Origin of the sequence: Mesorhizobium sp. LNHC221B00, from assembly GCF_000502935.1 — a bacterium.
In the GTDB taxonomy this organism is placed as follows: domain Bacteria; phylum Pseudomonadota; class Alphaproteobacteria; order Rhizobiales; family Rhizobiaceae; genus Mesorhizobium; species Mesorhizobium opportunistum.
Map to the genome: position 1 here is coordinate 1 of NZ_AYWR01000015.1, position 24,189 is coordinate 24,189.

General features: G+C 63.8%; 29 protein-coding genes. 13 read left to right on the plus strand and 16 right to left on the minus strand.

The window, feature by feature from the left end; translation table 11 throughout:
• Nucleotides 1-161: 161 nt before the first annotated feature.
• From X741_RS147385 to X741_RS147375, 3 genes are all read right to left on the minus strand, one after another.
• Nucleotides 162-1,595, minus strand: a complete 1,434-nt coding sequence (locus tag X741_RS147385; protein ID WP_023778935.1) for an aldehyde dehydrogenase family protein — start codon at nt 1,593-1,595, stop codon at nt 162-164.
• 175 nt (nt 1,596-1,770) lie between these two features.
• Nucleotides 1,771-2,154 (minus strand): ACT domain-containing protein, encoded by a 384-nt coding sequence (locus tag X741_RS147380; protein WP_023778936.1) that lies wholly within the window; start codon nt 2,152-2,154, stop codon nt 1,771-1,773.
• A gap of 27 nt (nt 2,155-2,181) precedes the next feature.
• A complete protein-coding gene (locus X741_RS147375; RefSeq protein WP_023778937.1) occupies nt 2,182-2,649 on the minus strand; it encodes a GNAT family N-acetyltransferase in 468 nt (155 codons plus the stop codon).
• 420 nt (nt 2,650-3,069) lie between these two features.
• Here X741_RS147375 and X741_RS147370 point away from each other — a divergent pair, with 420 nt between their 5' ends.
• Together X741_RS147370 and X741_RS147365 are read left to right on the plus strand one after the other, a co-directional pair.
• Nucleotides 3,070-3,456, plus strand: coding sequence for an ester cyclase (locus X741_RS147370; RefSeq protein ID WP_023778938.1), 387 nt, complete (start codon nt 3,070-3,072; stop codon nt 3,454-3,456).
• 142 nt (nt 3,457-3,598) lie between these two features.
• On the plus strand, nt 3,599-4,675 hold the full coding sequence (locus tag X741_RS147365; protein ID WP_023778939.1) for a YeiH family protein: 1,077 nt from the start codon (nt 3,599-3,601) through the stop codon (nt 4,673-4,675).
• On the opposite strand, the gene X741_RS147360 is transcribed toward X741_RS147365, so the two are convergent.
• The 3 genes from X741_RS147360 to X741_RS0135360 all read right to left on the minus strand — a co-directional run bounded on the left by X741_RS147360 (nt 4,676) and on the right by X741_RS0135360 (nt 7,691).
• The gene (locus X741_RS147360) at nt 4,676-5,173 is read right to left on the minus strand and encodes a GAF domain-containing protein (protein ID WP_023778940.1); all 498 of its coding nucleotides are present in this window, start codon (nt 5,171-5,173) and stop codon (nt 4,676-4,678) included. It abuts the gene before it with no gap.
• A 452-nt stretch (nt 5,174-5,625) separates the two neighbouring features.
• A complete protein-coding gene (groL, locus tag X741_RS147355; protein ID WP_023778941.1) occupies nt 5,626-7,239 on the minus strand; it encodes a chaperonin GroEL in 1,614 nt (537 codons plus the stop codon).
• A 68-nt stretch (nt 7,240-7,307) separates the two neighbouring features.
• Nucleotides 7,308-7,691: a co-chaperone GroES gene (locus X741_RS0135360; RefSeq protein WP_023778942.1), complete on the minus strand. Its 384-nt coding sequence runs from the start codon at nt 7,689-7,691 to the stop codon at nt 7,308-7,310.
• Between the two features lie 246 nt (nt 7,692-7,937).
• On the opposite strand from X741_RS0135360, the gene X741_RS147350 reads away from it, so the two are divergent.
• Both X741_RS147350 and X741_RS147345 read left to right on the plus strand, forming a co-directional pair.
• Complete coding sequence (locus X741_RS147350) at nt 7,938-8,171, plus strand: hypothetical protein (RefSeq protein ID WP_013894241.1); 234 nt, start codon at nt 7,938-7,940, stop codon at nt 8,169-8,171.
• A 66-nt stretch (nt 8,172-8,237) separates the two neighbouring features.
• A complete protein-coding gene (locus tag X741_RS147345) occupies nt 8,238-8,504 on the plus strand; it encodes a DUF1488 domain-containing protein (protein WP_023778943.1) in 267 nt (88 codons plus the stop codon).
• Nucleotides 8,505-8,681: 177 nt separating this feature from the next.
• On the opposite strand, the gene X741_RS147340 is transcribed toward X741_RS147345, so the two are convergent.
• Together X741_RS147340 and X741_RS1000000171100 are read right to left on the minus strand one after the other, a co-directional pair.
• Nucleotides 8,682-8,873, minus strand: a complete 192-nt coding sequence (locus tag X741_RS147340) for a hypothetical protein (RefSeq protein ID WP_023778944.1) — start codon at nt 8,871-8,873, stop codon at nt 8,682-8,684.
• A 39-nt stretch (nt 8,874-8,912) separates the two neighbouring features.
• Nucleotides 8,913-9,371, minus strand: a complete 459-nt coding sequence (locus X741_RS1000000171100) for a hypothetical protein (RefSeq protein ID WP_245272746.1) — start codon at nt 9,369-9,371, stop codon at nt 8,913-8,915.
• A 124-nt stretch (nt 9,372-9,495) separates the two neighbouring features.
• Here X741_RS1000000171100 and X741_RS147330 point away from each other — a divergent pair, with 124 nt between their 5' ends.
• The 5 genes from X741_RS147330 (at nt 9,496) to X741_RS147310 (ending at nt 15,974) form a co-directional block, all read left to right on the plus strand.
• Entirely contained in the window at nt 9,496-10,539 is a 1,044-nt protein-coding gene (locus X741_RS147330; RefSeq protein WP_023778946.1) for a LacI family DNA-binding transcriptional regulator, read from the plus strand.
• A 62-nt stretch (nt 10,540-10,601) separates the two neighbouring features.
• Nucleotides 10,602-11,849 carry a sugar ABC transporter substrate-binding protein gene (locus X741_RS147325; protein ID WP_023778947.1) on the plus strand — a complete coding sequence of 416 codons (1,248 nt, stop codon included), beginning with the start codon at nt 10,602-10,604 and terminating at the stop codon, nt 11,847-11,849.
• Between the two features lie 312 nt (nt 11,850-12,161).
• A complete protein-coding gene (locus X741_RS147320) occupies nt 12,162-13,091 on the plus strand; it encodes a sugar ABC transporter permease (protein ID WP_023778948.1) in 930 nt (309 codons plus the stop codon).
• Nucleotides 13,091-13,948 (plus strand): carbohydrate ABC transporter permease, encoded by an 858-nt coding sequence (locus tag X741_RS147315; RefSeq protein ID WP_023778949.1) that lies wholly within the window; start codon nt 13,091-13,093, stop codon nt 13,946-13,948. Before X741_RS147320 ends, X741_RS147315 begins: the two co-directional genes overlap by 1 nt.
• A gap of 52 nt (nt 13,949-14,000) precedes the next feature.
• A complete protein-coding gene (locus X741_RS147310) occupies nt 14,001-15,974 on the plus strand; it encodes a glycoside hydrolase family 127 protein (RefSeq protein ID WP_023778950.1) in 1,974 nt (657 codons plus the stop codon).
• Nucleotides 15,975-16,070: 96 nt separating this feature from the next.
• Here X741_RS147310 and X741_RS147305 read toward each other — a convergent pair whose 3' ends face one another.
• From X741_RS147305 to X741_RS147280, 8 genes are all read right to left on the minus strand, one after another.
• Entirely contained in the window at nt 16,071-16,475 is a 405-nt protein-coding gene (locus X741_RS147305) for a DUF1801 domain-containing protein (RefSeq protein WP_023778951.1), read from the minus strand.
• A gap of 131 nt (nt 16,476-16,606) precedes the next feature.
• The gene (locus tag X741_RS147300; RefSeq protein ID WP_023778952.1) at nt 16,607-17,038 is read right to left on the minus strand and encodes a DUF1801 domain-containing protein; all 432 of its coding nucleotides are present in this window, start codon (nt 17,036-17,038) and stop codon (nt 16,607-16,609) included.
• A gap of 22 nt (nt 17,039-17,060) precedes the next feature.
• Nucleotides 17,061-17,282, minus strand: coding sequence for a hypothetical protein (locus tag X741_RS147295; protein ID WP_023766185.1), 222 nt, complete (start codon nt 17,280-17,282; stop codon nt 17,061-17,063).
• Between the two features lie 37 nt (nt 17,283-17,319).
• A complete protein-coding gene (locus tag X741_RS1000000171520; RefSeq protein ID WP_280940343.1) occupies nt 17,320-17,505 on the minus strand; it encodes a hypothetical protein in 186 nt (61 codons plus the stop codon).
• A gap of 27 nt (nt 17,506-17,532) precedes the next feature.
• Nucleotides 17,533-17,712 carry a VOC family protein gene (locus X741_RS1000000171525; protein ID WP_280940344.1) on the minus strand — a complete coding sequence of 60 codons (180 nt, stop codon included), beginning with the start codon at nt 17,710-17,712 and terminating at the stop codon, nt 17,533-17,535.
• 77 nt (nt 17,713-17,789) lie between these two features.
• The gene (locus X741_RS147290) at nt 17,790-18,221 is read right to left on the minus strand and encodes an SRPBCC domain-containing protein (RefSeq protein ID WP_023766187.1); all 432 of its coding nucleotides are present in this window, start codon (nt 18,219-18,221) and stop codon (nt 17,790-17,792) included.
• A complete protein-coding gene (locus X741_RS147285) occupies nt 18,218-18,541 on the minus strand; it encodes a metalloregulator ArsR/SmtB family transcription factor (protein WP_013894226.1) in 324 nt (107 codons plus the stop codon). The genes X741_RS147290 and X741_RS147285 overlap by 4 nt, the downstream gene beginning before the upstream one ends.
• A 58-nt stretch (nt 18,542-18,599) precedes the next feature.
• Nucleotides 18,600-19,367, minus strand: coding sequence for a gamma-glutamylcyclotransferase (locus tag X741_RS147280; protein ID WP_023778953.1), 768 nt, complete (start codon nt 19,365-19,367; stop codon nt 18,600-18,602).
• 196 nt (nt 19,368-19,563) lie between these two features.
• Here X741_RS147280 and X741_RS147275 point away from each other — a divergent pair, with 196 nt between their 5' ends.
• The 4 genes from X741_RS147275 to X741_RS147265 all read left to right on the plus strand — a co-directional run bounded on the left by X741_RS147275 (nt 19,564) and on the right by X741_RS147265 (nt 24,187).
• Complete coding sequence (locus X741_RS147275) at nt 19,564-20,256, plus strand: DUF2270 domain-containing protein (RefSeq protein WP_023766189.1); 693 nt, start codon at nt 19,564-19,566, stop codon at nt 20,254-20,256.
• Complete coding sequence (locus X741_RS1000000171530) at nt 20,249-20,371, plus strand: hypothetical protein (RefSeq protein ID WP_280940345.1); 123 nt, start codon at nt 20,249-20,251, stop codon at nt 20,369-20,371. The genes X741_RS147275 and X741_RS1000000171530 overlap by 8 nt, the downstream gene beginning before the upstream one ends.
• Nucleotides 20,372-20,419: 48 nt before the next feature.
• A complete protein-coding gene (locus X741_RS147270; RefSeq protein WP_023778954.1) occupies nt 20,420-21,685 on the plus strand; it encodes a DUF763 domain-containing protein in 1,266 nt (421 codons plus the stop codon).
• A gap of 180 nt (nt 21,686-21,865) precedes the next feature.
• Nucleotides 21,866-24,187, plus strand: coding sequence for a cation:proton antiporter (locus X741_RS147265; protein WP_023778955.1), 2,322 nt, complete (start codon nt 21,866-21,868; stop codon nt 24,185-24,187).
• The last annotated feature ends 2 nt before the right edge of the window (nt 24,188-24,189 follow it).

Here is a 24,189-nt window from a genome sequence, read left to right on the forward strand (position 1 = left end):
CGGCTTAATCCTGTCCGGCCCGAGGGGCGCACTCCAGTATCCGGTTCAAAGTGTTACCTATCTATCGGCTGGACACCGGCAGGGCGATGAGGGGCGGCGCCGACCTCCGATGGTCCGGCTCAAGCAGGCTGAGTGCCGTTTCGAACGAAACCGCGTCGTACCTACTCCGCCGCCTCATACCCAGCGATACCCTTGATCTCGAGGAAATCCTCGAGCCCGTATTCGGCGTATTCGCGGCCGTTGCCCGACTGCTTATAGCCGCCGAAGGGCAGTCCGGCGTCCCAGGTCGGGTAGTTGATGTAGACGTTGCCGGAGCGCATGCGCGCCGCCACGTCGCGCGCTTTCTGGATGTCCTTGGCCTGGATGTAGGAGGCAAGGCCGTAGACCGTGTCGTTGGCCTGCTCGACCGCCTGCTCGACCGTGTCGTAGGGCATGATCGCCAGCACCGGCCCGAAGATCTCTTCGCGCGCGATGCGCATGTCGTGGGTGACGTCGGCGAACACGGTCGGCCTGACAAAGTAGCCGCGGTTGAGTTCGGCCGGGCGGCCGGGGCCGCCGGCGACCAGCGTCGCACCCTCGTCGATGCCGGCCTGGATCAGGTCCTGGATCTTGTCGAACTGCACCTGGCTGACGACAGGGCCAAGCTTGGTGCCGGTGGCGTCTGCCGGGCCGACGGTGAACTTTTCCGCCGCCGCCTTGGCGTAGGAAGCCGCCTCGTCATGACGGTCGCGCGGCACGAACATGCGCGTCGGCGCGTTGCAGGACTGGCCGCTGTTGCCGAAGCAGCCTGCGACGCCCTTGCTGACGGCGGTGGCGAGGTCGACGTCCGGAAACAGGATGTTGGCCGACTTGCCGCCAAGCTCCTGATGCACGCGCTTGACCGTGTCGGCGGCGGCCTTGGCGACCAGGATGCCGGCCCGGGTCGAGCCGGTGAACGACATCATGTCGATGTCGGGATGGCTGGACAGCGCCTGGCCGACGCCTGGGCCGTCGCCGTTGACAAGGTTGAACACGCCCTTCGGCACGCCGGCCTCGTCGAGGATCTCGGCGAAGATGATGGCATCGATCGGCGCGATCTCCGATGGCTTCAGCACCATGGTGCAGCCGGCGGCGAGCGCCGGGCCCACCTTGCAGGTGATCTGGTTCAGCGGCCAGTTCCACGGCGTGATCAGGCCGACGACGCCGATCGGCTCCTTGACGATCAGCGAGGAACCCTTGACGTGGCGAAACTCGAACGATTTCAGCACTTCCGCCATCTTCGTCAGATGCGCGAGGCCGACGCCCACCTGGCTGTCGAGCGCGAACTGGCGCGGCGCGCCCATCTCGCGCGACACGGCGAGCGCCAGGTCGGAACTGCGCTTCTTGTAGACCGCGATGACGCGGTTCAGGATGTCGAGGCGCTCTTCCACCGAGGTGAAGCCGAACGTGTTGAAGGCGCGCTTCGCAGCGGCCACCGCCTTGTCGACATCGGCCCTGGAGCCGAGCGAGATCTGCGCGAAGGCATCCTCGGTCGACGGATCGATGACATCGAGCGTGTTGGGCACAACAGGATCGACCCACGCGCCATCGATATAGAACTGCAGATTGTGTGACATGGTTTCTCCTGGGGGCGCGTCGCGTGGCCGTTTCGGCCGTGATATATGGCTAGAAATAACGATGCGCAAACGCCGCTGTCAAACGCAACCCCCGAAGTGGTTGAGCCAGCACGCCAGTGATTGAGCCAGACGCGTTGGCCCAGCGAACCCAGCCGTTTTCGATGACATGGATGAACTACAGCAGCGTGTGTCCTGCCTCAACCAGACGCTGTCTCGCCGCATCCCGGTCCGCCGCTTTCACCAGCAGATGATCGCCGTCGAAGGTGGACACCAAGAAGATGCCCAGCCCGTTTTCCGACAGCGGCTGGATGACCGACAACACGATGCCGGTTTCGTCGAAAGCAAACGGCCCCTGCAATTTGAAGGCGACCCAGTCGCCGTCGTGCTTGACCGTGCCTGGAACGCGATCCTGCAGGCACGTGATCGAGAGCTCGTCATCGGTCCTGGTGATGCTGACGAAGCCCGGCCCGTCCGCCCAGCCGGGAATGCTGTCGCTCGCCCCGAGCCGTGAAATCGCGTACAGCCCTGGAAGTTGCTTCAATTTGATCCTGGCAGCCATCGTCGTATCCATTCCTCCGCTTGCCCGCTATCGTGTCAATTTCTTGCTCATATAGACCGTCAAGCCGCCCATGAACGGCTCCTCCCTGTCGATCGTATAATCGTGCCATTTATACAGCGACACATTGGCCTCGAAAGCGCCGTTGGTCAGCAGGCGCAACTCCCGATGGCCTGCTTCGATCGCCTTCCGCTCGGCCCGTTCCAGCAGCAGCCGCCCGATCCCCCTGCCCTGCGCCTCCGGCGCGACGCAGACATTCTCGATCCACAAATGGTCGTCGGCAAGCATGGTCTCGATCATCCCGACAATGCGGCCCTCTTCGATGGCCAAATCGAACGGATGCTCGGCAACAGCCTTCTCATAGTCGGCGCGCATCGGCAGCGGCTCGCGGCCGATCACCGGCACCCATTTGCCATAGGCTGATCGAACGATATCCCGGATCGCAGCGGCGTCGGCGGGTTCGGCCGGCCGGAACCGGATGGAAGAATTGATGGTCATGACAGGGCTCCAGACATGGAAAACCCCGCCGGCGGGTGTCGCGGGCGGGGCTGGAAACGAACGAACCGGATCTATCCTGCCGGGTCTTGTCGTCGCGCAATCAGCCTGCCGCTTCGCGCTGAATTGCGGCGGCGTCGTTGGATGCTGGCGGGGGCGGAAATGAGCATGGCGCCAAGCTGGCGCAAGTGGCGCGGCGCTGTCAAGCCAGGGCCAACTTGTCGGGAAACATCAAGGCGCTCTCCTCGGCCTGCGGGGCCCTTATCCCCGTGGTGACGGAACGCTGGCTCCGGTATCGACGCCAGGGCAATTCCAGGAACAGTGTGAAACGGTTTCCCTTGGGAATTGCGCTAAAGCTGGACCCCTCCCGGGTCCGTCCTATCTGATCCCTATCCTCTCCACGACAAAAGGGAGCGACCGCCCGTGACAGATATCGACCTTGCCGACACCTATCGTGGCTACATCGCCTGCCTCAATGCCCAGGACTGGCAGGACCTCGAACGCTTCGTGCACGGCGAGGTGCACTACAATGGCGACCGGGTCGGGCTGACAGGATACCGTGACATGCTGGAACGTGATTTCCGGGAAATTCCGGACCTTTATTTCGACATCCAACTGCTGATCTCCGATACGCCTTTCATAGCCAGCCGGCTGCAATTCAACTGCACGCCGAAGGGAAGTTTTCTCGGCCTCCCCGTCAATGGCCGGAAAGTCTCTTTCAGCGAGAACGTCTTCTACGAGTTTCTCGATGGCAAGATCAGGCATGTCTGGTCGGTCATCGACAAAGCGGCCATCGAAGCGCAGTTGTAGGCGTCTTCGCTCCTTGAACGGAACGATTTCGGCGCGGAGTCGGCAATCGTTCGTCAGAATCGATCATTCTAACGAAAATAATTCGTTGGAAAGATCGTTTTAGGAATGGCATTCTCCTGAGGCACTCGCCTGGAGAATTGCATTGTCTTCCACCGCCCGCGCTACGAACGATATTCCGAAAAGCACGATTTCCGCCGATCTGGCGGCAAGTCGGAAGCGCCTCGATTCGGCGTGGAACGGCATCATCCCCGGCATCGTCCTGGTGGCGATGATCACCGCCGTCGCCTTTTCGGCCCGCAATGTCTCCGGCTTCGCCCTGTTCAGCCCGATGATTCTCGCCGTCGTCGCCGGCATGGTCTATTCCAATGTGCTCGGCACGCCCGCCCATGCCAAGGCCGGCATCGCCTTCTCGCAAAAACGCCTGTTGCGCTTCGCCATCGTGCTGCTCGGCTTCCAGCTGACGCTCGGCCAGGTCGTCTCGATCGGCGCCGGCGGCGTCGGCATCGTGGCGCTGACCCTAGGCGCCACCTTCGTCTTCACCATCACGCTCGGCCGCCTGATCGGCGTCGACGCCAAGCTGGCGCAGCTGATCGCCGCCGGCACCTCGATCTGCGGCGCCTCGGCCATCGTCGCCACCAACATCGTCACCGATGCGCATGACGAGGACGTCACCTACGCCGTCGCCTCGATCACGCTGTTCGGCACCGTGGCTATGCTCGGCTTTCCGCTGCTGGCTCCCGTGCTCGGCCTCGACCAGCACGCTTTCGGCCTGTGGGCAGGGGCCTCGATCCATGAGGTGGCGCAGGTCATCGGCGCCGGCTTCCAGAACGGCACCCAGTCCGGCGAGATCGCCACCGTCGCCAAGCTGACCCGCGTCGCCATGCTGGCGCCGATGGTCATCGCGCTCGGCCTGATGGCCCGCCGCGGCAGCCGCGATCAATCAAGCGACCAATCCGGGACGCGGCCGCCCATGCCGTGGTTCGTCGCCGCCTTCGTCGCCGTCGTGGCGCTGAACAGCCTTGTCGCGATCCCCGCCGAAGTGAAGACGGCGATGGCGCTCGCCACCACCATCATGCTGACCATGGGCCTGGCAGCCATGGGCCTGCAGGCCGACATTTCGCAGCTGCGCTCGCGCGGCCTGCGCCCGCTGGCCCTCGCCTTCTCGGCCTTCCTGTTCATCGGCGGCTTCAGCCTGACGCTGGTGAAGTTTGTAGGCTGATTAGTCCTCGAACGAACTCGCCGCGACATAGATCGCGGCCAGCGCCTCGATGCCGGACTGGTCGGCCTTGTCGAAGCGGCCGGGCAGCGGGCTGTCGAGATCGAGCACACCGAAGACGCCGTTGTCGTCTTCCAGGAGCACGACCAGTTCCGAGCGCGAATCGGCGTCGCAGGCGATGTGGCCGGGGAAATCGTGGACGTCCTTGATCAGCATCGAGGTGCCGAGTTCGACCGCGGTTCCGCACACGCCCTTGCCGACGGCGATGCGCACGCAGGCCGGCTTGCCCTGGAACGGGCCCAGCACCATCTCCTCGTCCGACGCCAGGAAATAGAAGCCGGCCCAATTGAGGTCGGGCACCATCTGGAAGATCAGCGCCGAGGTGTTGGCGGCATTGGCGATCGAGTCGCCCTCGCCGTCGAGCAGCGCCTTCAGTTGCGTGGCAACGTCGCGGTAGAACGCGGCCTTGTCCGAGGTGTCGATGGCCTTGGCGGCAAACATGGCTTGTCTCCGAACTGAGAATCGCGGTTCCGTTTCCGGCAAGCTGCACCAAACGACCACCGGGCCATATTAGCGTGAATTCCAGCCCCCGCGAAAGCCGCAAGATCAGGATCGCCGCCGCAATTATCGCGGACGTGTGGCTCGATCTTGCCGCCGGGCTGCATGAAGGCGCTGGTGCTGCGGTTGAGTGGGAAGTAGCAGCTTCAATACGAGCGTCCTTCTCCCCGTTCACGAGGAGAAGATGGCGGCAGCCAGATGAGGGGCAACGCGACGCTCGCAACAGGCCCGTTACCGCAGCGAAGGACTGGATATGGAAAGGTCGCATTCTCCTTGTGGAGCGTTGGCGCCGCCCCTCACCTGCCTGCCGGCATCCTCTCCCCGTATAGTGACGGGGAGAGGGACGACGTTGTCGCCGCTTTCGCCAATCATTGGCGTCGCAGGTCGTCTGAAACCTAGAAGCCGCCGCCCGCCGGTGCTGCATCCTTCGGCGGAACGTCGCTGATCATCGCTTCGGCGGTGATCAGCAGGGCCGCGATCGAGCCGGCGTCCTGCAGTGCGGTGCGTACGACCTTCGCCGGGTCGACGATACCGGCCTTGATCATGTCGACATAGGTCTCGTTCTGGGCGTCGAAGCCCTGATTGTGGTCCTTGCTGTCGGCGAGCTTGCCGACCACGATCGAGCCTTCGACGCCGGAATTCTCGGCGATCTGGCGGATCGGCGCTTCGAGCGCCCGCAGAACGATCGAGATGCCGGCGGTGACATCGGCATTGGCGCCGTTCAGGCCTGATAGCGCAGATTTGGCGCGCAGCAGGGCCACGCCGCCGCCGGGCACGATGCCTTCCTCGACCGCCGCGCGCGTTGCGTTCAGGGCGTCGTCGATGCGATCCTTCTTTTCCTTCACTTCCGACTCGGTGACGCCGCCGACGCGGATGACGGCAACGCCGCCTGACAGCTTGGCCAGCCGTTCCTGCAGCTTTTCCTTGTCGTAGTCGGACGTCGTCTCCTCGATCTGGCCCTTGATCTGGGCAACGCGCGCCTGGATGGTCGCCTTGGTGCCGGCGCCGTCGACGATCGTGGTGGTGTCCTTCTCGATCAGCACGCGCTTGGCGCGGCCGAGCATCTCGATGGTGACGTTTTCGAGCTTGATGCCAAGATCCTCGGAGATCATCTGGCCTGCCGTCAGTACCGCGATGTCTTCCAGCATCGCCTTGCGACGATCGCCGAAGCCCGGCGCCTTGACCGCCGCGACCTTGAGGCCGCCGCGCAGCTTGTTGACGACCAGCGTGGCCAGCGCCTCGCCTTCGACGTCCTCGGAGATGATAAGCAACGGCCGGCCGCTCTGCACCACGGCTTCGAGGATCGGCAGCATCGCCTGCAGATTGCCGAGCTTCTTTTCGTGGATGAGCACATAGGGCTCTTCCAGCTCGACACGCATCTTGTCGGCATTGGTGACGAAATAGGGTGAGAGATAGCCGCGATCGAACTGCATGCCCTCGACGACGTCGAGCTCGGTTTCGGCGGTCTTGGCTTCCTCGACGGTGATGACGCCGTCATTGCCGACCTTGTCCATCGCCTTGGCGATCATGGCGCCGACGCTGGCATCGCCATTGGCGGCGATGGTGCCGACCTGGGCGATCTCGGCCGACGACTTGACCTTCTTGGCCTTCGCCTTGATTTCCACGACGACAGCGGCGACGGCCTGGTCGATGCCGCGCTTCAGGTCCATCGGGTTCATGCCGGCGGCGACCAGCTTGGCCCCTTCGCGCAGGATCGAGGCGGCCAGCACCGTGGCGGTGGTGGTGCCGTCGCCGGCGAGGTCATTGGTCTTCGAGGCCACTTCGCGCACCATCTGCGCGCCCATGTTCTCGAACTTGTCGGCAAGCTCGATTTCCTTGGCAACGGTGACGCCGTCCTTGGTGATGCGCGGCGCGCCATAGGCCTTGTCGATGACGACATTGCGGCCCTTGGGACCGAGAGTCACCTTGACGGCGTTGTTGAGGAGCTCGACGCCGCGCAGCATGCGGTCGCGCGCGTCGGTGGCGAATTTGATTTCCTTGGCAGACATTTTTTCAATCCCGTTCGTGTGAGTGGACCCGTTCGCCACCGAGCCGCTGAGGCTCGGTGTTTGCCGGGTCAGGCGGCCTTCTTGGCCCCAGGCTTGTCGGTGACGGCCGTCTCGCTCTTGTCGATGACGCCAGTCTCGCTCTTGTCGATGACGCCAGTCTCGCTCTTGTCGATGACGCCCATGATGTCGGCTTCCTTCATGATCAGAAGATCCTCGCCGTCTATCTTGACCTCGGTGCCCGACCATTTGCCGAACAGGATGAGGTCGCCGGCCTTGACGTCGAGCGGCACCAGCGCGCCGTTTTCGTCGCGTGCGCCGGGGCCGACGGCGACAACTTCGCCTTCCTGCGGCTTTTCCTTGGCAGTGTCGGGGATGATGATGCCGCCCTTGGATTTGATGTCGCCTTCGGCGCGCCGGATGACGACGCGATCGTGGAGTGGCCGAAACTTCATGAGAACTTCTTTCTGGGGCCGGCTTAGGCGGCCGCACCCATCCTATAGGCGCTTTGGCACTCGATAGATAGGAGTGCCAAAATTATTCGCGACCAAAATTAAATATTGAAAAGTATTATTTCGGCACCCGGTTTCGTGGTACCGAAAACCGGTCAAATAACTCAAAAAATTGAATTTTGCCGGTCGAGTGCCTATTTATCGGACAAGTTCACTTTCACGATTTCAGGGCACAAGGAGATTTCCACAATGGCCGACGGCAATCAGACGATCATGGAAAAAGCTGAAGCCCGCTTTGTCGACAAGCAGAAGAAGACGGCGGAGCGCAACAAGGCCACCGCCGAGTACATGTCCGAGGCAAGGGCCAGGGAGATCAAGACGGCAAGGCTGAGGCAATTGCGCCTGGCCAAGGAAGAGGCCGACCGCGTCGCGGAAGCCCTGAACCCGACGCCGAAGAAGAAGCGGGCTGTGAAGAAAGCCTAAGCAATTCCAGGAAAAGTGCGAAGCGCTTTCCCTTGGGAATGGCGCCAAAACAAAGGAGGCAAGAACATGAGCCTGACCTTTCCCAACCGCAGCCGCAGCTATGACGAAGCCGGCAAGCGGATCCGCTTCGTCGGCCATGACGGCATGTTCCAGATTTCCTTTTCCGTCGCCGCCGACGCGATGACCAAGATCCAGCCGCGAACCAGCGCCACCGAAGCCGGCTACCTCGCCACCTTCGACATCGAAAGCAGCGTCATTCGCGATGTGGCGTCGAAGGCCTACGATCGCACACGCAAGAGCATGTATGTGTTGACATCGGACGATTTCGGCTGAGACCTGCTTCCGAATGCGGTGATCCGGATCAGGGCTTGCGTTCTGCTCCCCGCATTGCAGTTGCACTGACGGCCAAAGCATGTCGCCCAAAAGTACCTGGGGTTTGGGGAAACGACATGAAAACAAAGACCTAAAGCAATTCGCATGAATCCGCTTCAGCACGACGCGATTTAGGAATCAGCTCTTTCGTTCCGCCCTCTCCCGGCGTTTGACGTCGCGGACATTCATCTGCACCACCATGTCCTCGGCATCCCGCGGGCTCATGCCCACCATCACTCTTTGCCGTACCACGGCGGGCTGGCCGGTGAAGACATCAATGATGGTCCAGCTCTGGGGAAGCTCCATTCGCAGTGCGTAGCGATTTGCCATCTGGCGTCCCGTCTTTCGGCCCGGCCGCTCTGTCGAGCCTCAACCCTTGATCAAGAAAAACACGGCAGCCAGGATTGTTACCGTCCAGGCGATGACCGACAGCTTCAACGCCATGCCGCCATGCGTGACCAGGACCTCGCGCAGTCGCGGCACGATACCCGCCGGCCGGGCTCGCACCGCCGCCCCGGCGGCGGGCGCCTTGACGCCCTGTTTCCCAAAGACCGGCAGCAGCGATGGTTCACGCACGAAGATGGCCTCGAATGTCAGGGAAAAATCGGCAGCAAGGATGCTCGCGTGACTTCCATAGCACTCTTTTCGCCGGCGCCCGCATGCCAAATCAAGAATAGGCGCCACGGACCCAATGGGACGATGGTGCCAGCCGGAACCGTTCCACATCTTCAACGCCGAACCCGGCGGGAAAGGCCGCAGCGCCGCGGCTTGATCCGCGGCGGCGCTTGCCCCTGCCCAACCATTTTTCCCTCTTGAACGCTCACCCAATCTGGCCTAGCCTTGGCTTGAGAAAAGGTTTTTCCAAACATTTCCGATCAAGCTCGGCCATCGACCGGGCTCTGTTTCGACTTGTAAGAGAAAACCTTTTCTCAAGCTAAGGATTTTCGGCGCGATGCCATCGGACGATCAGCCTGTTCCGGTCTTTCCCAAGCCCGTCACCTTGCGTGACGTGGCTGCGCAGGCCGGCGTCAGCGTCGCCACCGCCTCGAAGGCGCTCAACGACCAGGGGCGCATGACCGCCGAGACCCGCGAGCGTATCCGCGAGACGGCGCGCAGCCTCGGCTTCCGCCCCAATAGCCTGGCGCAGAGCCTGCTACGGCGCCGCAGCTTCACCGTTGGCCTGCTCACCAACGATACTTATGGCCGCTTCTCGCTGCCGCTGATGTCGGGCATTTCGGACGCGCTGGTCGACAAGGGTGTCTCGGTGTTCCTGTGCAATGTCGAGGAGGATCCGCGGCTCGGCCAGATGCATGTGGACGCCATGCTCGACAAGCGCGTCGACGGCATCATCGCCACCGGCAAGCGCATCGACCGCCATCTGCCGATCGACCTCTCCAACCTGCGCGTGCCGGTGATCTATGCCTTCACCCAGCCCGATCCGGACGCCGTCGCCTTCGTCTCCGACGACGCCGGCGGCGCGCGGCTGGCCGTCGAGCATTTCTGCCGGCTCGGCCGCCGACGCATCGTCCATGTCAGCGGACCGGCGAGCTTTGCCGTGGTCCACGCCCGCGCCCAGGCCTATCGCGACGTGCTCGCCGAAAACGGCCTGCCGGTCACCGAACCGCTGCTCGGCTCCTGGTCGGAAGCCTGGGGGCACCAGGCGGTGGCGCAGCTGTTCGACGGCAAAAGCGACAGGCCGGACGCCGTCTTTTGCGGCAACGACCAGATCGCGCGCGGCGTCATCGATGCGTTGCGCGAGCGCGGCCTCGACGTGCCCAATGATGTCGGCGTGATCGGCTTCGACAATTGGGAGATCGTGGCGGAAGCGACGCGGCCGCCGCTGACTTCGGTCGACATGAACCTGACCGCGCTCGGCCGCGAGGCCGGGCTGACCCTGCTTTCACTGGTCGGCGGCACAGCCGCCGCGCCGGGCATTCGAAAACTGCCGTGCCGGTTGGTGGTGCGGCATTCCTGCGGCCGTCCGATGGACGGCTGAAAACGAGGCGCCGCGCGAGCGGCGCCAAGCCGCGGACAGCGGCCAACCTGGAGGAGGAGAACATGAGGAACCTGATTGCCAAACTGGCCCTGGCCGCTGCCGTTCTGGGCGGAGGCCTCGGCACTGCCGCCGCTGAAACGGCCAACATCTGGGTGCGCGCCGACGGCTCGAATTTCATGCCGAGGATCGTCGACGCCTTCAACAAGGCGCACAAGGACCAGGTCAAGCTCGACATCATTCCCAATGCCGAGATCATCCCGAAATACGGTGCGGCCGCCGCTGGCGGCACCGCGCCCGACGCGCTGTCGCTCGACCTGATCTATACGCCCTCCTTCGCTGCCGCCGGCCAGTTGGAGGACATCACCGACTGGGCCAAGTCCCTGCCCTATTTCTCCAGCCTGTCGCCGGCGCATGTGAAGACCGGCACCTACAAGGATCATATTTACGGCCTGCCGTTCTCGGCCGACGCCTCGGTGCTGATCTGGAACAAGAAGCTGTTCAAGCAGGCCGGGCTCGATCCTGAAAAGGGCCCGGCCAACTGGGCCGAGATCGCCGCCGACGCCGAAAAGGTCAACGCGCTCGGCGGCAACATCAAAGGCTTCTACTTCTCCGGCAATTGCGGCGGCTGCAACATCTTCACCTTCACGCCGCTGATCTGGGCCGCCGGCGGCGACATCCTCTCCGCCGACGGCTCGAAGGCGACACTCGACAGCCCGCAACTGCGCGGCGCCATCGATCTCTACCGCTCGATGGTCAAGAAGGATCTGGTGCCGGCCGGCGCGCAGACCGATACCGGCGCCAACTTCTTCGCGGCGTTTGCAGCCGGCAATATCGGCATCTCGCCGTCCGGGGCCTTCGCCATCGGCGCGCTCAACACCCAGTATCCCAATGTCGACTACGGCGTCACCTTCCTGCCGGGCAAGGATGGCGGCTGGTCGTCCTTTGCCGGCGGCGACAATTTCGTCGTCACCAAGGGCACCACGAAGCTCGCCGTGGTGAAGGAATTCCTGGACTTCGCCTATTCGCTGGAAGGCCAGACCATCCTGGCGAAATATGGCAGCCTGCCGGTACGCGGCGACATCGCCAAGGACGCGCTGAAGGATCTCGATCCCCGCTACCAGGTCGCCGCCGAGGCCATGGCCAAGGGCAAGACGCCCTATTCGGTGGTGTTCAACGACTTGATCAACTCCGCCAACGGCCCGTGGACGCAGATGATCAACGAGGTCTTCTTCGGCGACGACGTCGACGGCGCGATCGCCAACGCCCAGGAGACCATGCAGTCGATCATCGATCAGGCGCCGCAGAAGTAAGCGGCCGCCTGCCGGCCGCCCGCCTGTCTCCCTGGGCGAGCGGCCGGCGCGTTTTTCGTTCAAATGGCAGAGTAAGGCGTTGAGAACACTTACTTGTATTGGCAGTTCGGGGCGTCGCAAGTTGCGCTCCCCCTTCTCCCCTTGCGGGAGAAGGTGGCCTCGCGCAGCGAGATCGGATGAGGGGTGTTCCAGCTTGGCGACAGGTTCGAAATTGCCGTTGCCTCATTCCATGGCGCACCCCCCATCCGTCTCGGCGCTGCGCGCCGATCCACCTTCTCCCACAAGGGGAGAAGGAAAAGTAGGCGCCCAGACATGACAACCATCGCAACCACGACCACCGCCCCGTCCCGCGCCCGAAAACTGGTCGGCGCCGGGCGCCGGCAATGGATTGGCCTCGTCTATGTCGCGCCGGCCGTGGCGTTGGTGATGGTGTTCTTCGTCATCCCGCTCGGCATGACGGCGTGGATGTCGCTGCACAACTGGCCGTTGATGGGCGAGCACTCCTTCATCGGCCTCGACAACTATTTCGCGATCCTGCGCGACACCAGGTTCTGGAACGCGCTCAAATTCACCGGCTACTACACCGTCATCGTCACCATCGCGATCTTCGCCATTGCTTTTCCGCTGGCGATCTTCATCGAGAAACCGCGGCCGCTGACCAACCTCTACCGCACCGCCTTCTTCATGCCGGCGGTCGTCGGCTTCGCCTCGGCGAGCCTGCTCTGGTCGTGGCTGCTCAATGTCGATTCCGGCCTGTTCAGCCCCGCCGCCTACGATCTCGGCCTGATCGACAGGAAGTTCAACCTTCTGGCCACTTTCCAGCCGGCCTTCTGGTCGATCATCGCCATGGTCGTGTGGAAGGTCGCCGGCTTCACCATGATCATCCTGATGACCGGCCTGCAATCGATCCCGCAGGATCTGCAGGAGGCGGCCGTCATCGATGGCGCCGGGCCGTTCGCCCGCTTCCGCGCGATCACCTTGCCGCTGATGCGCCGCACGCTCGCGCTGGCGCTGATCCTGTCGGTCGCCGGCTCGATCCTCGCCTTCGACCAGTTCTACATCATCCTGCGCGGCGGCCCGCGCAACCAGACGCTGACGGCGGTCTACTGGATCTTCAACCAGTCCTTCGTCTCGTTCAAGCTCGGCTATGGCGCGGCGCTGTCCATGGTGCTGCTGGTGATCCTGGTGGCGCTCAGCCTCATCCAGCTCTGGCTGCTGCGCAAGCCGGAAGGGCTCGACTGATGGCGCAGGCAATATCAGCCCGAGGCAAGCTCGCCGCCCGCTTGGCCAGGCACTCCACCAGCATCGTCGCCTCGGTGCTGTTCGTGGCGCCGATCGTCTGGACCGTGCTGTCGGCCTTCAAGCCGGCCGCCGAAGCACGCCTGCCGCCGCTGCCGCCATGGCCGACCACGGGCTTCTCGCTCGAAAACTACGCCACGCTCAACTCCTTCGGCGACGGCCTGTGGGCCTCGGCGCAGAACAGCATCTACGTCTCGGTGATGACCGTGGTGCTGTCAGTGATCGTCAGCGTCTTGGCCGGCTATGGCTTCTCGCGCTTCCGCTTTCCGTTCAAGGACCTGTTCTTCGTCCTCATCCTGTCGACGATCATGATCCCGTTCCAGTCGATCCTGACGCCGATCTTCCTGGTGCTGACCAAGCTTGGCCTGCACAACACGCTGACCGGGCTGGTCGGCGTCTATGTGACGCTGCAACTGCCGTTCTCGATCTTCATGATGCGCAACGCCTTCGACGCGGTGCCACGCGAGATCGAGGAGGCCGCGCGCATGGACGGGGCCGGCAACGCCACCATGCTGGTCAAGGTGATGCTGCCGCTGGTCTGGCCGGGCGTCGTCACCATCGCGCTGTTTGCCTTTCTCGGCGCCTGGAACGAGTTCCTCGCAGCCCTCGTGCTGATGACCGACCAGTCCAAATTCACGCTGCCGGTGATGATGACCGCGCTTCAGTCGGGCCGCTTCGGCGCCATCGACTGGGGCGCCGTGCAGGCGGGCGTTACCGTGATGATGGTGCCGTGCCTGATCCTCTTCCTCGCTCTGCAACGCTTCTACATCCGCGGCCTGATGGCCGGGGCCGTCAAATAGTCGCCTGACGGCCGGGGCCGTCGAACAATCGAAAGAGTAATGGAGTAAGTTCATGACCGCATCGCCATCCGTAAAAACCGGAAACCCGAAGCTCGCCTTCCGTCCGCTGCCGGTGCCGCAGGTCGACGTGCACGGCTTCTGGGGCGATCGCGCCGACGCGGTGGCAAAGCGCACCGCCGAGATCCTCTACGAGCGCTGCGTCGAAGCCCGCATGCTGGAGCAGATCGACCCGGACCGCCCCTCGCCCGGCGTCGTGATTCCGTTCCATTCGCCCTCGCCCGACGAAGCGGACCGCCAGGGCGCCGAGTTCACCGGTTCGACGGTCACCACGCAGATGTTTTGGGATTCCGATCTCGGCAAGACGATCGAGACCGCTGCCTATTCGCTTTACCGGCGCAAAAACCCAGAGCTGGAGAAGAAGATCGACGCCGCCATCGATATGTATGGCAAGCTCCAGCAAGAGGACGGCTATCTCTCCAGCTGGTACCAACGCATCCAGCCCGGCAAGCGCTGGACAAACCTGCGCGACTGCCACGAACTCTATTGCGCCGGGCACCTGATCGAGGGTGCGGTTGCCTACTACCAGGCGACGGGCAAGCGCAAGCTACTCGACATCATGTGCCGCTATGCCGACCACATCGCCTCGGTGCTCGGACCCGAGCCCGGCAAGAAAAAGGGCTATTGCGGCCATGAGGAGATCGAACTGGCCCTGGTCAAGCTGGCGCGGGTGACGGGCGAGCAAAAATATATGGAGCTGGCGAAATACTTCATCGACCAGCGCGGCCAGCAGCCGCATTATTTCGACGAGGAAGCGCGCGCCCGCGGCGCCGACCCGAAAGCCTATCATTTCAAGACCTACGAGTACAATCAGTCGCACATTCCGGTGCGCGAGCAGGACAAGGTCGTCGGCCATGCGGTGCGGGCCATGTACCTCTATTCGGGCATGGCCGACATCGCCACCGAATATGGCGACGACACGCTGCGGGTGGCGCTCGACCGGTTGTGGGACGATCTCACCACGAAAAACCTCTACATCACCGGCGGGCTTGGACCGTCGGCGCACAATGAGGGTTTCACCAGCGACTACGACCTGCCCAACGAGAGCGCCTATGCCGAGACCTGCGCGGCGGTCGGCCTGGTGTTCTGGGCGAGCCGCATGCTCGGCATGGGACCGAACAGGCGCTATGCCGACATGATGGAGCGCGCGCTCTACAACGGTTCCATCTCGGGTCTGTCGCTCGACGGCTCGCTGTTCTTCTACGAGAATCCGCTGGAAAGCCGGGGCCGGCACAACAGATGGAAATGGCACCGCTGCCCGTGCTGTCCGCCCAATGTCGGGCGCATGGTGGCTTCCATTGGCAGCTATTTCTACAGCCTGGCGGACGACGCACTTGCCGTTCATCTCTACGGCGACTCGACCGCCCGCTTCGAGATTGCGGGCACGCCGGTCAGCCTGACGCAGGCGAGTCGCTATCCTTGGGACGGCGCCGTCGAGATCACGCTCGAACCGCAGGCGCCGGTGGAGTTCACCCTTCACCTGCGGGTGCCGGTTTGGAGTTCCAGCGCGACGCTTCAGATCAACGGCGAGACGGTCGAACTCGCCGGGATGACCAGCGACGGTTATGCCGCGATCCGGCGTGTTTGGAAGAAGGGCGACAGCGTCCGGCTCGATCTCGAAATGCCGATCGAGCGGCTCTACGCCAATCCCGAGGTCAGGCAGGATGCCGGCCGCGTCGCGCTGTCGCGCGGACCGCTGATCTACTGCGTAGAAGCGACGGACAATGAGACCCGGCTGCACCGCCTCGCTCTGCCGCGCACAGCAGATATAGAGGCGCATGATCAGCCCGGGCTTCTCGGCGGCGTGGTGGCGCTTTCAGCCACGGCACAAGCCGACGCCGGCTGGCAGGACGGGCTCTACCGCTCGAAGCCGCCAGCAAGCGTCGAGACGCGGTTGACCGCCATCCCCTATTTCGCCTGGGACAACCGCGAGCCCGGCGAGATGCTGGTGTGGCTGCGGGACGGATGACGGCCCCTCCCCACGCGATACCATCCGGCTTTGGGGAAAATATCGTCCGAACAAAGGGCTAGAGCCGGACTCTGACTCAATCCGGCATCGAAATCTCTAGCGTTTGGCCGTGGCCTTGGACTTGTTCAAGGCGATCGCCGCGCGCACCAGTGCCTTGAATGCCTCCTCGTCCACTTCCTCGCCTTTCTGGAAATCGATGGCACGTCGTGTATTGCCTTCGAGGCTGGAGTTGAACAGGCGCGTCGGATCGGGCAGTGCAGCCCCCTTGGCGAAGGTCAGCTTGACGAGGCTCTTGTAGGTCTCGCCGGTGCAGATGATGCCGTCATGTTCCCACACCGGAACACCGCGCCATTTCCACGTCTCGACCACCTGGGGATCGGTTTGCCGGATCAGGGCGCGCAGCCGGCCGAGCATCTCGCCGCGCCAGTCGCCGAGTTCCTCGATCCTGCCGTCTATCAGCTGGGTTGGAGATTTACCGTCCTGCGTCTCGGTGTCTGTCATGTCGTTTCTCCTCCGAGCTTCGATGGATAGAGCAATCCCGGCAAAGTGTGCAGCGGTTTTGCATCCGCAATTGCGTAGAACATCAAGACAGGGCATTGGAGGCGACCTTCGCCGGAAATGCCCTGGAGTACTCACATGCGCTCGCCAGGCAATTGGCTGGCCTGCTTCACCCAGGCGCTGAATTGGGCCCCGTCGAACGCATCGTCCTCATGGATGTCGAGATAGCGCGTGTCCTTGCTCTTGGATTCGCCCGGCGGCACCGGATCGAGCGACAGGCCGCGGAAGAAGGCCACCTTGATGTAACGGGTGAAGCAGTGAAAGCTCAGGAACCAACCCTCGCCTTCGACGCCGTAGAACGGCGAGTTCCATTTGACGGCCTTGTGCACGCCGGGCACCGCGCGCTCGATGAGCGCATCGAGGCGCTCTCCCACCTCGCGCTTCCAGCCCGGCATGGCCGCGATATAGGCCTGCACCGGAGCATCGCCATAACCCTTGGCGATCTGCGGGTTGCCGCCCGAAAGCAGCTTCGGCTCTGCCTTGGCGGATTTGGTCGACTTTGCCATGCCTTCCTTCCTGTCCGCTGACCTATCCGATGGCACGCTGCACGTTGCGCGTCTTCGCAACATAGGGCAGCACGAACATATAGAGGCCGCTGAACAGCAAAAGGAAGAGCGGCGGGAGTGGCGAATAGACCACCCAGGCAGGCGGCTGCCCGAACGCCATGGTGACGAAGTTGGCGACGACGGTTGCCGTGAAGATGATCGACAACCAGCGATGCGTTTGCCTGATCCATTTGCTCCAGTCCAAGATTACCTCCCTTGAAAAACGCGTGAAATAGGACGCCTTACCAGCGCGCCAACTGGGTGATCTGCACGAGATTGCCGCAGCCGTCGTTCAGTTTGGCGATGGTCGAGCCGGTCACCTCGGTCGGCGGCATGGTGAACGTGCCGCCGTTCGCCGCGATGCGCTCGTGGTCGCCCTTGATGTCGCCGGTGAAGAACATCACCGCCGGCTGGCCCTGATCGAACATCGCCTGCTGGTAGGCCTTGGCCGCCGGCTAGTCGTTGAGCGCCAGTTGCAGTTCGGTGCCCTCGGGCTCGTCCGGCGAGGCGACCGTCAGCCAGCGGAACGGCCCGTTGCTGAAATCGGCCTTCTTGGTCAGGCCGAGCACGCCGGTATAGAAGGCAAGCGCCTTTTCCTGGTCGTCCACGTAGATGCTGGTCAATTTGATCTTCATCGTCTTCCTCCATAGGTTTTGCTGGCGGCGAACCGCCCTGTGAAATCAGCTGTGGTTTTCAATTTGACCGGCGGACCTCAGTCCGTCCGGTCCAGAAGCTGTTCCAGCTTCTCGAAAAATTGCGGCCAACCCATCTTGGCGCCGCCATAGGCACGCCTCTGCTCGGGCCGGAAGCCGGCTTGCTCCATGCGCAAATGGGTTCCCGCCGGCGTCGGGGTGAGCGTGAAGGTCACCACGCTTCTGAGATCGAAGGCCGGGTCCTGGTGCGCGAGGTTCCAGGTGTAGGACAGCGTCTTGTGCGGCTCGACGGCAAGCACCTCGCAATCCAGCACGCCACCCCAATCGGCGCTGATGTTGAAGCGATGGCCGACGACCGGATTGAAATTGTTCTTCATCAGCCACTCCTCGATCAGATGTGGTTGCGTCAGCGCGCGCCAGAGTTTTTCGGGCGGATGGGAAATCTGCCGCTCGACGACGACGGTGCGGGTCTCCTCGGCCCTATCGTTCACTGGTCCATCCTTTTGAGCAAATCCTCCAGATCGTCGAACCGGCTTTCCCAAAACCCCGCCATCTGGCGTGTCCAGTCCATCAGCGGTGCCAGCGCGCCGAGCTGCGCGCTGTAATGCGTCTGGCGGCCTTGATGGCGGTCGCGCACCAGCCCGGCCTGTTTCAGCACGCCAAGGTGCTTCGACACCGCCGGTTGCGAGACGCCGGACTGCGTCGTCAGCGCCCCCACGGTCTGCTCACCCTGCCGGCACAGGCGTTCGAAGATCGCCCGCCTGGTCGGGTCGGCGAGCGTCCTGAAGAGCATGTCGTGAGCGTCCGGCATTCGCAATCGATAACCCATTGGCTATTGGTTGACGTATAACCGCAGGGATATGTGTTCGTCAAGTAGGAGATTTGGAGAGGCCGGCGGGAAGCTGGACTGCGGCGTGGGCACGCCCGATCTCTTGCGCCACCAGTTCCTGCAACTGCCACAGATTGCGGTCGCGGATGCCGCAGGCGTCGAGATGTCGGATCGTCTCGAACAGATACTCGGCTCCCGAGCCCCAGTGGCCGACGGCCCTGGCGAGCGTCGCCGCGATCTCAGACTTGTCGAGCTTGCCGGCATAGCGCGGATTGGCGGGATCGACGACGAAGCCGAGCGCCTGGCTCACCCCACCCCCGGTTATCACCTGCAGCCAGCGTGGTACGTTGACGGCGGGCAGGATGGTCATCTCCCGGCGCAGCAGCGCTTCGAGATTGGCGGCTACAGGCTCGGCGATCTCGAACACCATGCCCTGGCACTGGCCGCCACGATCGAGCGCCATCATCAGGCCGGGCTGCTCGAGCGTGCCGCGAAAGCGCTGCACCGTGAAGCAGAACGACCGGTGCCAGCCTCGCGCCACCGCCCGCTCACCGCCTCGCACCTCGCCGGCCGGCTTCCACAGCAACGAGCCGTAGGCGAACAGTTTCAGCGGCCCGGCGGGTGCCGAGCCCAGGATCTCGTCGCGAAATCGCGCATAGTCGGCGTCGGTCATGTAGACCATGCCCGGCGTCGGCCCGGCATCCTCGACAACGCGCATTGTACGGGCCACCAGCGCCTCGGTCAGCGCCATCGGCGCCTTGCGCTGGGCCGATTTGCGTGACGATACAGACGAAATAGGATCGTTCATCTCAGCGCTCCCAACCTTGCCGCCATGTTGCCGAAGGTTGGGGGGACTCTCAAGGGCCCGTCGATGGGCGCGAATCCGGCGGCGAATCCATACTGTCGCCGCAGGATTACGCGCCTGCGAATCGTCCCGCGCGGACGCCGTGAGGTTGCGGAACGAGATCGCCTTCGAGACGTTCTATTCAGGTCGGAGGAACCCCATGAACGACGCCCCGGCAACGCCCATCGGCAGGTCCCTGTCGCCGGGCGAGCTGGTTACCGTGATGTCCCATTTCCACCGCGCCGAAATTGCGCGCATGGCCGGTTGGCGTGACCGCATCGACCGCACCAGCAACTGGGCGATCACCGTAGTCGCGGCCATGTTGTCCGTGTCGCTGTCGACGGCCAGCGCACATCACGGCGTCCTGCTGTTCGCCATGCTGCTGGTCCTGCTGCTGCTGTGGATCGAGGCGCGGCGCTACCGTTTCTTCGATGTCTATCGTGCCCGCGTGCGCCAGTTCGAGCGACACTATTTCGCACAGATCTTCTCGCCCCAGCCCGACTTCGCGTCCGACTGGCTGCTGATCCTCGGTGAAAGCCTGCGGGCGCCCAAATTCCTCGTCTCGCAGCGTGTCGCGCTGGCGCGTCGTTTGCGCCGCAACTACATCCACATGATGCTGATCCTGCTGCTCGCCTGGATACTCAAACTCTCGACACCGAGCCTGATCGACCAAGGCGTTCCGGCCGGTTTCGTCGGCACTCTGCGCCAAGCCGTCAGCGCTGCGGCCCTGGGCCCGATTCCGGGATATGTCATCGTAGTGGCGATCGCGGTCCTCTATGCCGGACTGTTCGCCGCAGCCTTCCTGACACCCGGGGATGATGGCGAACTGTCCTTCGGCGACGTGCATGTCTAGCCTGAAGCAGGGCGCAAAAATTATTGCCGAACAGCTGGATGGGCAGAAATCCGGAATCAATATCCGAACGGCATGTTCACCTCAGCTTGTAAAATACAGCGCCGATGCCATCTAGTTCGATGGATGCCGGCGCGAATCGTCGGCCAAGGGAGACGTAGACGAAGTGACACAGCGAAGCGGCAGCGCCGACCTGCCGCTGCATGGCGGACGGGTTCCGAAATGGCTGGGCGATCGCATGACGCGCCTGGGCGCGGTGCTGTGCGAGGCGATCATCCATCACTATGGCCGCGACGAATTGCTGCGCCGGCTGGCGCATCCTTTCTGGTTCCAGTCCTTCGGCGCGGTGATGGGCATGGACTGGCACTCCTCCGGCATCACCACCAGCGTCATCGGCGCGCTGAAGCGCGGGCTGACGCCGCTGTCAGGCGAACTCGGCGTCCATGTCTGCGGCGGCCGCGGCACCCATTCGCGCAAGACCCCGCATGAGCTCGAGATGATCGGGGAGCGCGTCGGCATCGACGGCACGGCACTGGCCACCGCCAGCCGGCTGGTCGCCAAGGTCGACAGCGCCGCCGTCCAGGATGGTTTCGATCTCTATCTGCACGGCTTCATCGTCACCGACGACAGCCGCTGGGTGGTCGTCCAGCAAGGCATGAACGGCGACAGCAAGCTGGCGCGCCGCTACCACTGGCTCTCGGAGGGCCTGAAAAGTTTCGTCGACGAGCCGCATGCAGCGATCGAAGGCGAGCGCCAGGGTGAGATCGTCAACCTGACCGACCACCGCGCCGAGGCTTCGCGCAGCGGCCAGCTCGACCTGTTGCGCCAGCTCGGCCCCGACAGGATTGTGCGTGAATTCGCCGCCATCGAACCGCCGGCGGCTCCCGTCACCGCCCAGCCGATGCTGCCCAACCTGATCATGCCGGCCCACCATGATGTGCGTGAAAGCGACATCGTCATGCGCCGCCTGCACGGCAATATTTCCGCGGCGATCGAGAGCGGCCCGGCGGATTTTCCCGAACTGCTGCTGGTGCCCGGCGTTGGCGCGCGCACCGTGCGGGCACTGGCCATGGTGGCGGAGGTCGTGCATGGCGCGCCGTGCCGCTTCTCCGATCCGGCGCGGTTCTCGCTGGCGCATGGCGGCAAGGACCGGCACCCCTTCCCGGTGCCGCTGAAAGTCTATGACGAGACCATCGCGGTGATGAAGTCCGCGGTGCGCAAGGCCAAGCTCGGCAACGAGGAAGAGCTAGGCGCCCTGCAGCGGCTCGACGGACAGGCGCGGCGGCTGGAGCGCTACGTCACCGGGCCAAGCCTGAAGGAAATCGTCGCCGGCGAGTTCGACCAGTCGCACCAGCTCGGCGGCCGCAGCGTCTTCGGCTGGGAGCCGCCTCCAGGCGAGGCTTTGCCGGGCGGCGCCAAAAAGTCAGGCTAGATCGCTCGGTCGCTGCCTATCCGCGACAGCGTCTTTCTCCCGTATGGCGGCGGGGCGAACGCAGCTTGCCGCCTATGTCGGCATTTGCCCAAACTGATTGGCCCGATCCCGTCGCAACCTTGCGCTACATCGCACGTTTATCGGCAATGCGTGCGGACTTGATCCGCGTTGAGGGGTTGGATGACCAGGCACTGCCCGCAAGCGAGATTTCTCCCTGCCATTCTCATCCCGTTCGCCGTCCTTGAATTTGCCGGCACGGCCTGGGCCGCGCAGCCGGCGGGACACGCCTCCGGCATGGGCGGCTCGGCGGAAGGATTGTTCGTCGCCGAGATCGTACTTCTGCTGCTGGTCGGGCGTGGGCTGGGTGAAATCTTCCAGCGTTATGGCCAGCCCGCGATCATGGGCCAGCTGATCGGCGGCATCTTGCTCGGCCCTTCGCTGTTCGGCTGGATATGGCCCGGCGCGCAGCACCTGATCTTCTCCACCGACCCGGCGCAGAAGAGCATGATCGACGCCGTCTCGCAGCTCGGCATCCTGCTCCTCCTGCTGTTGACCGGCATGGAGACGGATTTGCGCCTCGTGCGCCGCGTCGGTGCCGCCTGCTTCTCGATCTCGATGTCAGGCGTCGTCGTGCCCTTCGCCTGCGGTTTCGCGCTGGCGCAGGTCCTGCCGGGCTCGCTGCTGCCCGACCCGACGCAGCGCATCGTCGCCGGCCTGTTCCTCGGCACCGCGCTGTCGATCTCCTCGGTCAAGATCGTCGCCATGGTCGTGCGCGAGATGAACTTCATGCGCCGCAATCTTGGCCAGGTCATCATCTCCTCGGCCATCATCGAGGACACGATCGGCTGGCTGATCATCGCCGTCACCTTCGGCATCGCCACCAATGGCAGCCTGCAGGTGCTGCCGCTCATCACCACCGTGGCCGAAGTGGCGCTGTTCATGGTGTTCTCCTTCACCATCGGCCGCCGCCTGGTGTTCACCCTGATCCGCTGGAGCAATGACAGTTTCCGCAGCGAATACGCCGTCATCACCGTCATCCTCATCATCATGGGCGTGATGGCGCTGATCACCAACCTGATCGGCGTGCATACCGTGCTCGGCGCCTTCGTCGCCGGCATACTGGTCGGGGAATCGCCGATCCTGTCGAACCACATCGAGAGCCAGCTGCGCGGCGTCATCACCGCGCTGTTCATGCCGATCTTCTTCGGCATGGCCGGCCTGTCCGCCGACCTCACCGTGCTTGCCGATCCGACGCTGGCGTTGCTGACGCTGGCTCTGGTGACGATCGCCAGCGTTGGCAAGTTCGGCGGCGCCTTCATCGGCGGCCGCTTCGCCGGCATGTCATTGAAGGAGGCGACGGCCGTAGGCAGCGCCATGAATGCGCGCGGCTCGACCGAGGTCATCGTCGCCAGCATCGGCCTATCGATGAACATCCTGTCTCACAATTTGTTCACGATGATCGTCACCATGGCGGTCATCACCACGCTTGCCATGCCGCCCATGCTGCGCTGGGCGCTTGGCCGGCTGCCAGTCGGCGATGCCGAAAAGCAGCGCGTCGACCGCGAGCTGCTCGACGAGCGCGGCTTCGTCTCCAGGCTGGAACGTCTGCTGCTTTTGGTTGATGACAGCCCGGCCGGCAAGTTCACGGCCTATCTCGCCGGCCTTATCGGCGGCGGCAGCGGCATGCCGACCACGCTTCTCCACCTCGAGGGCGGGCAACTGCCCGGCGCTGTCCGCGACAAGGGTCCGGAACGGGCCTCCAGGGAGGTCAAGAAGGGTGCGGCCAGAAGCGCCAGGGCCGTCAGAAAGGCCGAGGACACGCCCGTCGACAAGGTCCACCTCACGGCCCGCACCGAACTCGAAGCCACCGCTGAGACGATCGCGACGGAAGCCCGCAAGGGCTACGGCCTGCTGCTGGTCGGGCTGGAGAACGCGCTGACCGACAAAGCCACCTTCAGCGGCGCCCTGAACGACATCACCAGCGGCTTCGACGGCCCGCTCTGCCTGGTGCTGAATGGCGCCAAATCCACCGGCAAGATGCCGATGCTGCGCGCCGGCACCACGATACTGGTCCCCGTCAACGGCACCGAGGTCGCAAGGCGCGCCGCCGATTTCGCCCTTGCCCTGGCACGGCCGCATCGAGCCCGCGTCAAGGTCCTTTATGTCTCGCAGGTCCGCAAGGGCAGTCGGCCGGGCTCGGTCTCGCATCGCCGCGAGGAGGCCGTGCTGAAGGACGTCGTCGATCTCGCCGACCGCTACGGCGTCGCCGTCGACACCGCGATCCGCACCCGCGCCACGCCGGACAAGGCGATCGCCAGGGAGGTGACCAAGGGTGCGGCGATGGTGGTGATGGGCGTCACCCAGCGGCCCGGCGAAGAGCTGTTCTTCGGCGACACCGCCACGGCGGTGCTGGCCGCGGTCGCCTGCCCGGTCGTGCTCCTGGCCAGCGAGCGCGTCAGGCGAGCGGAAGCCGAGGAGGCGGCAACCGAGACCGGCCCCTGATG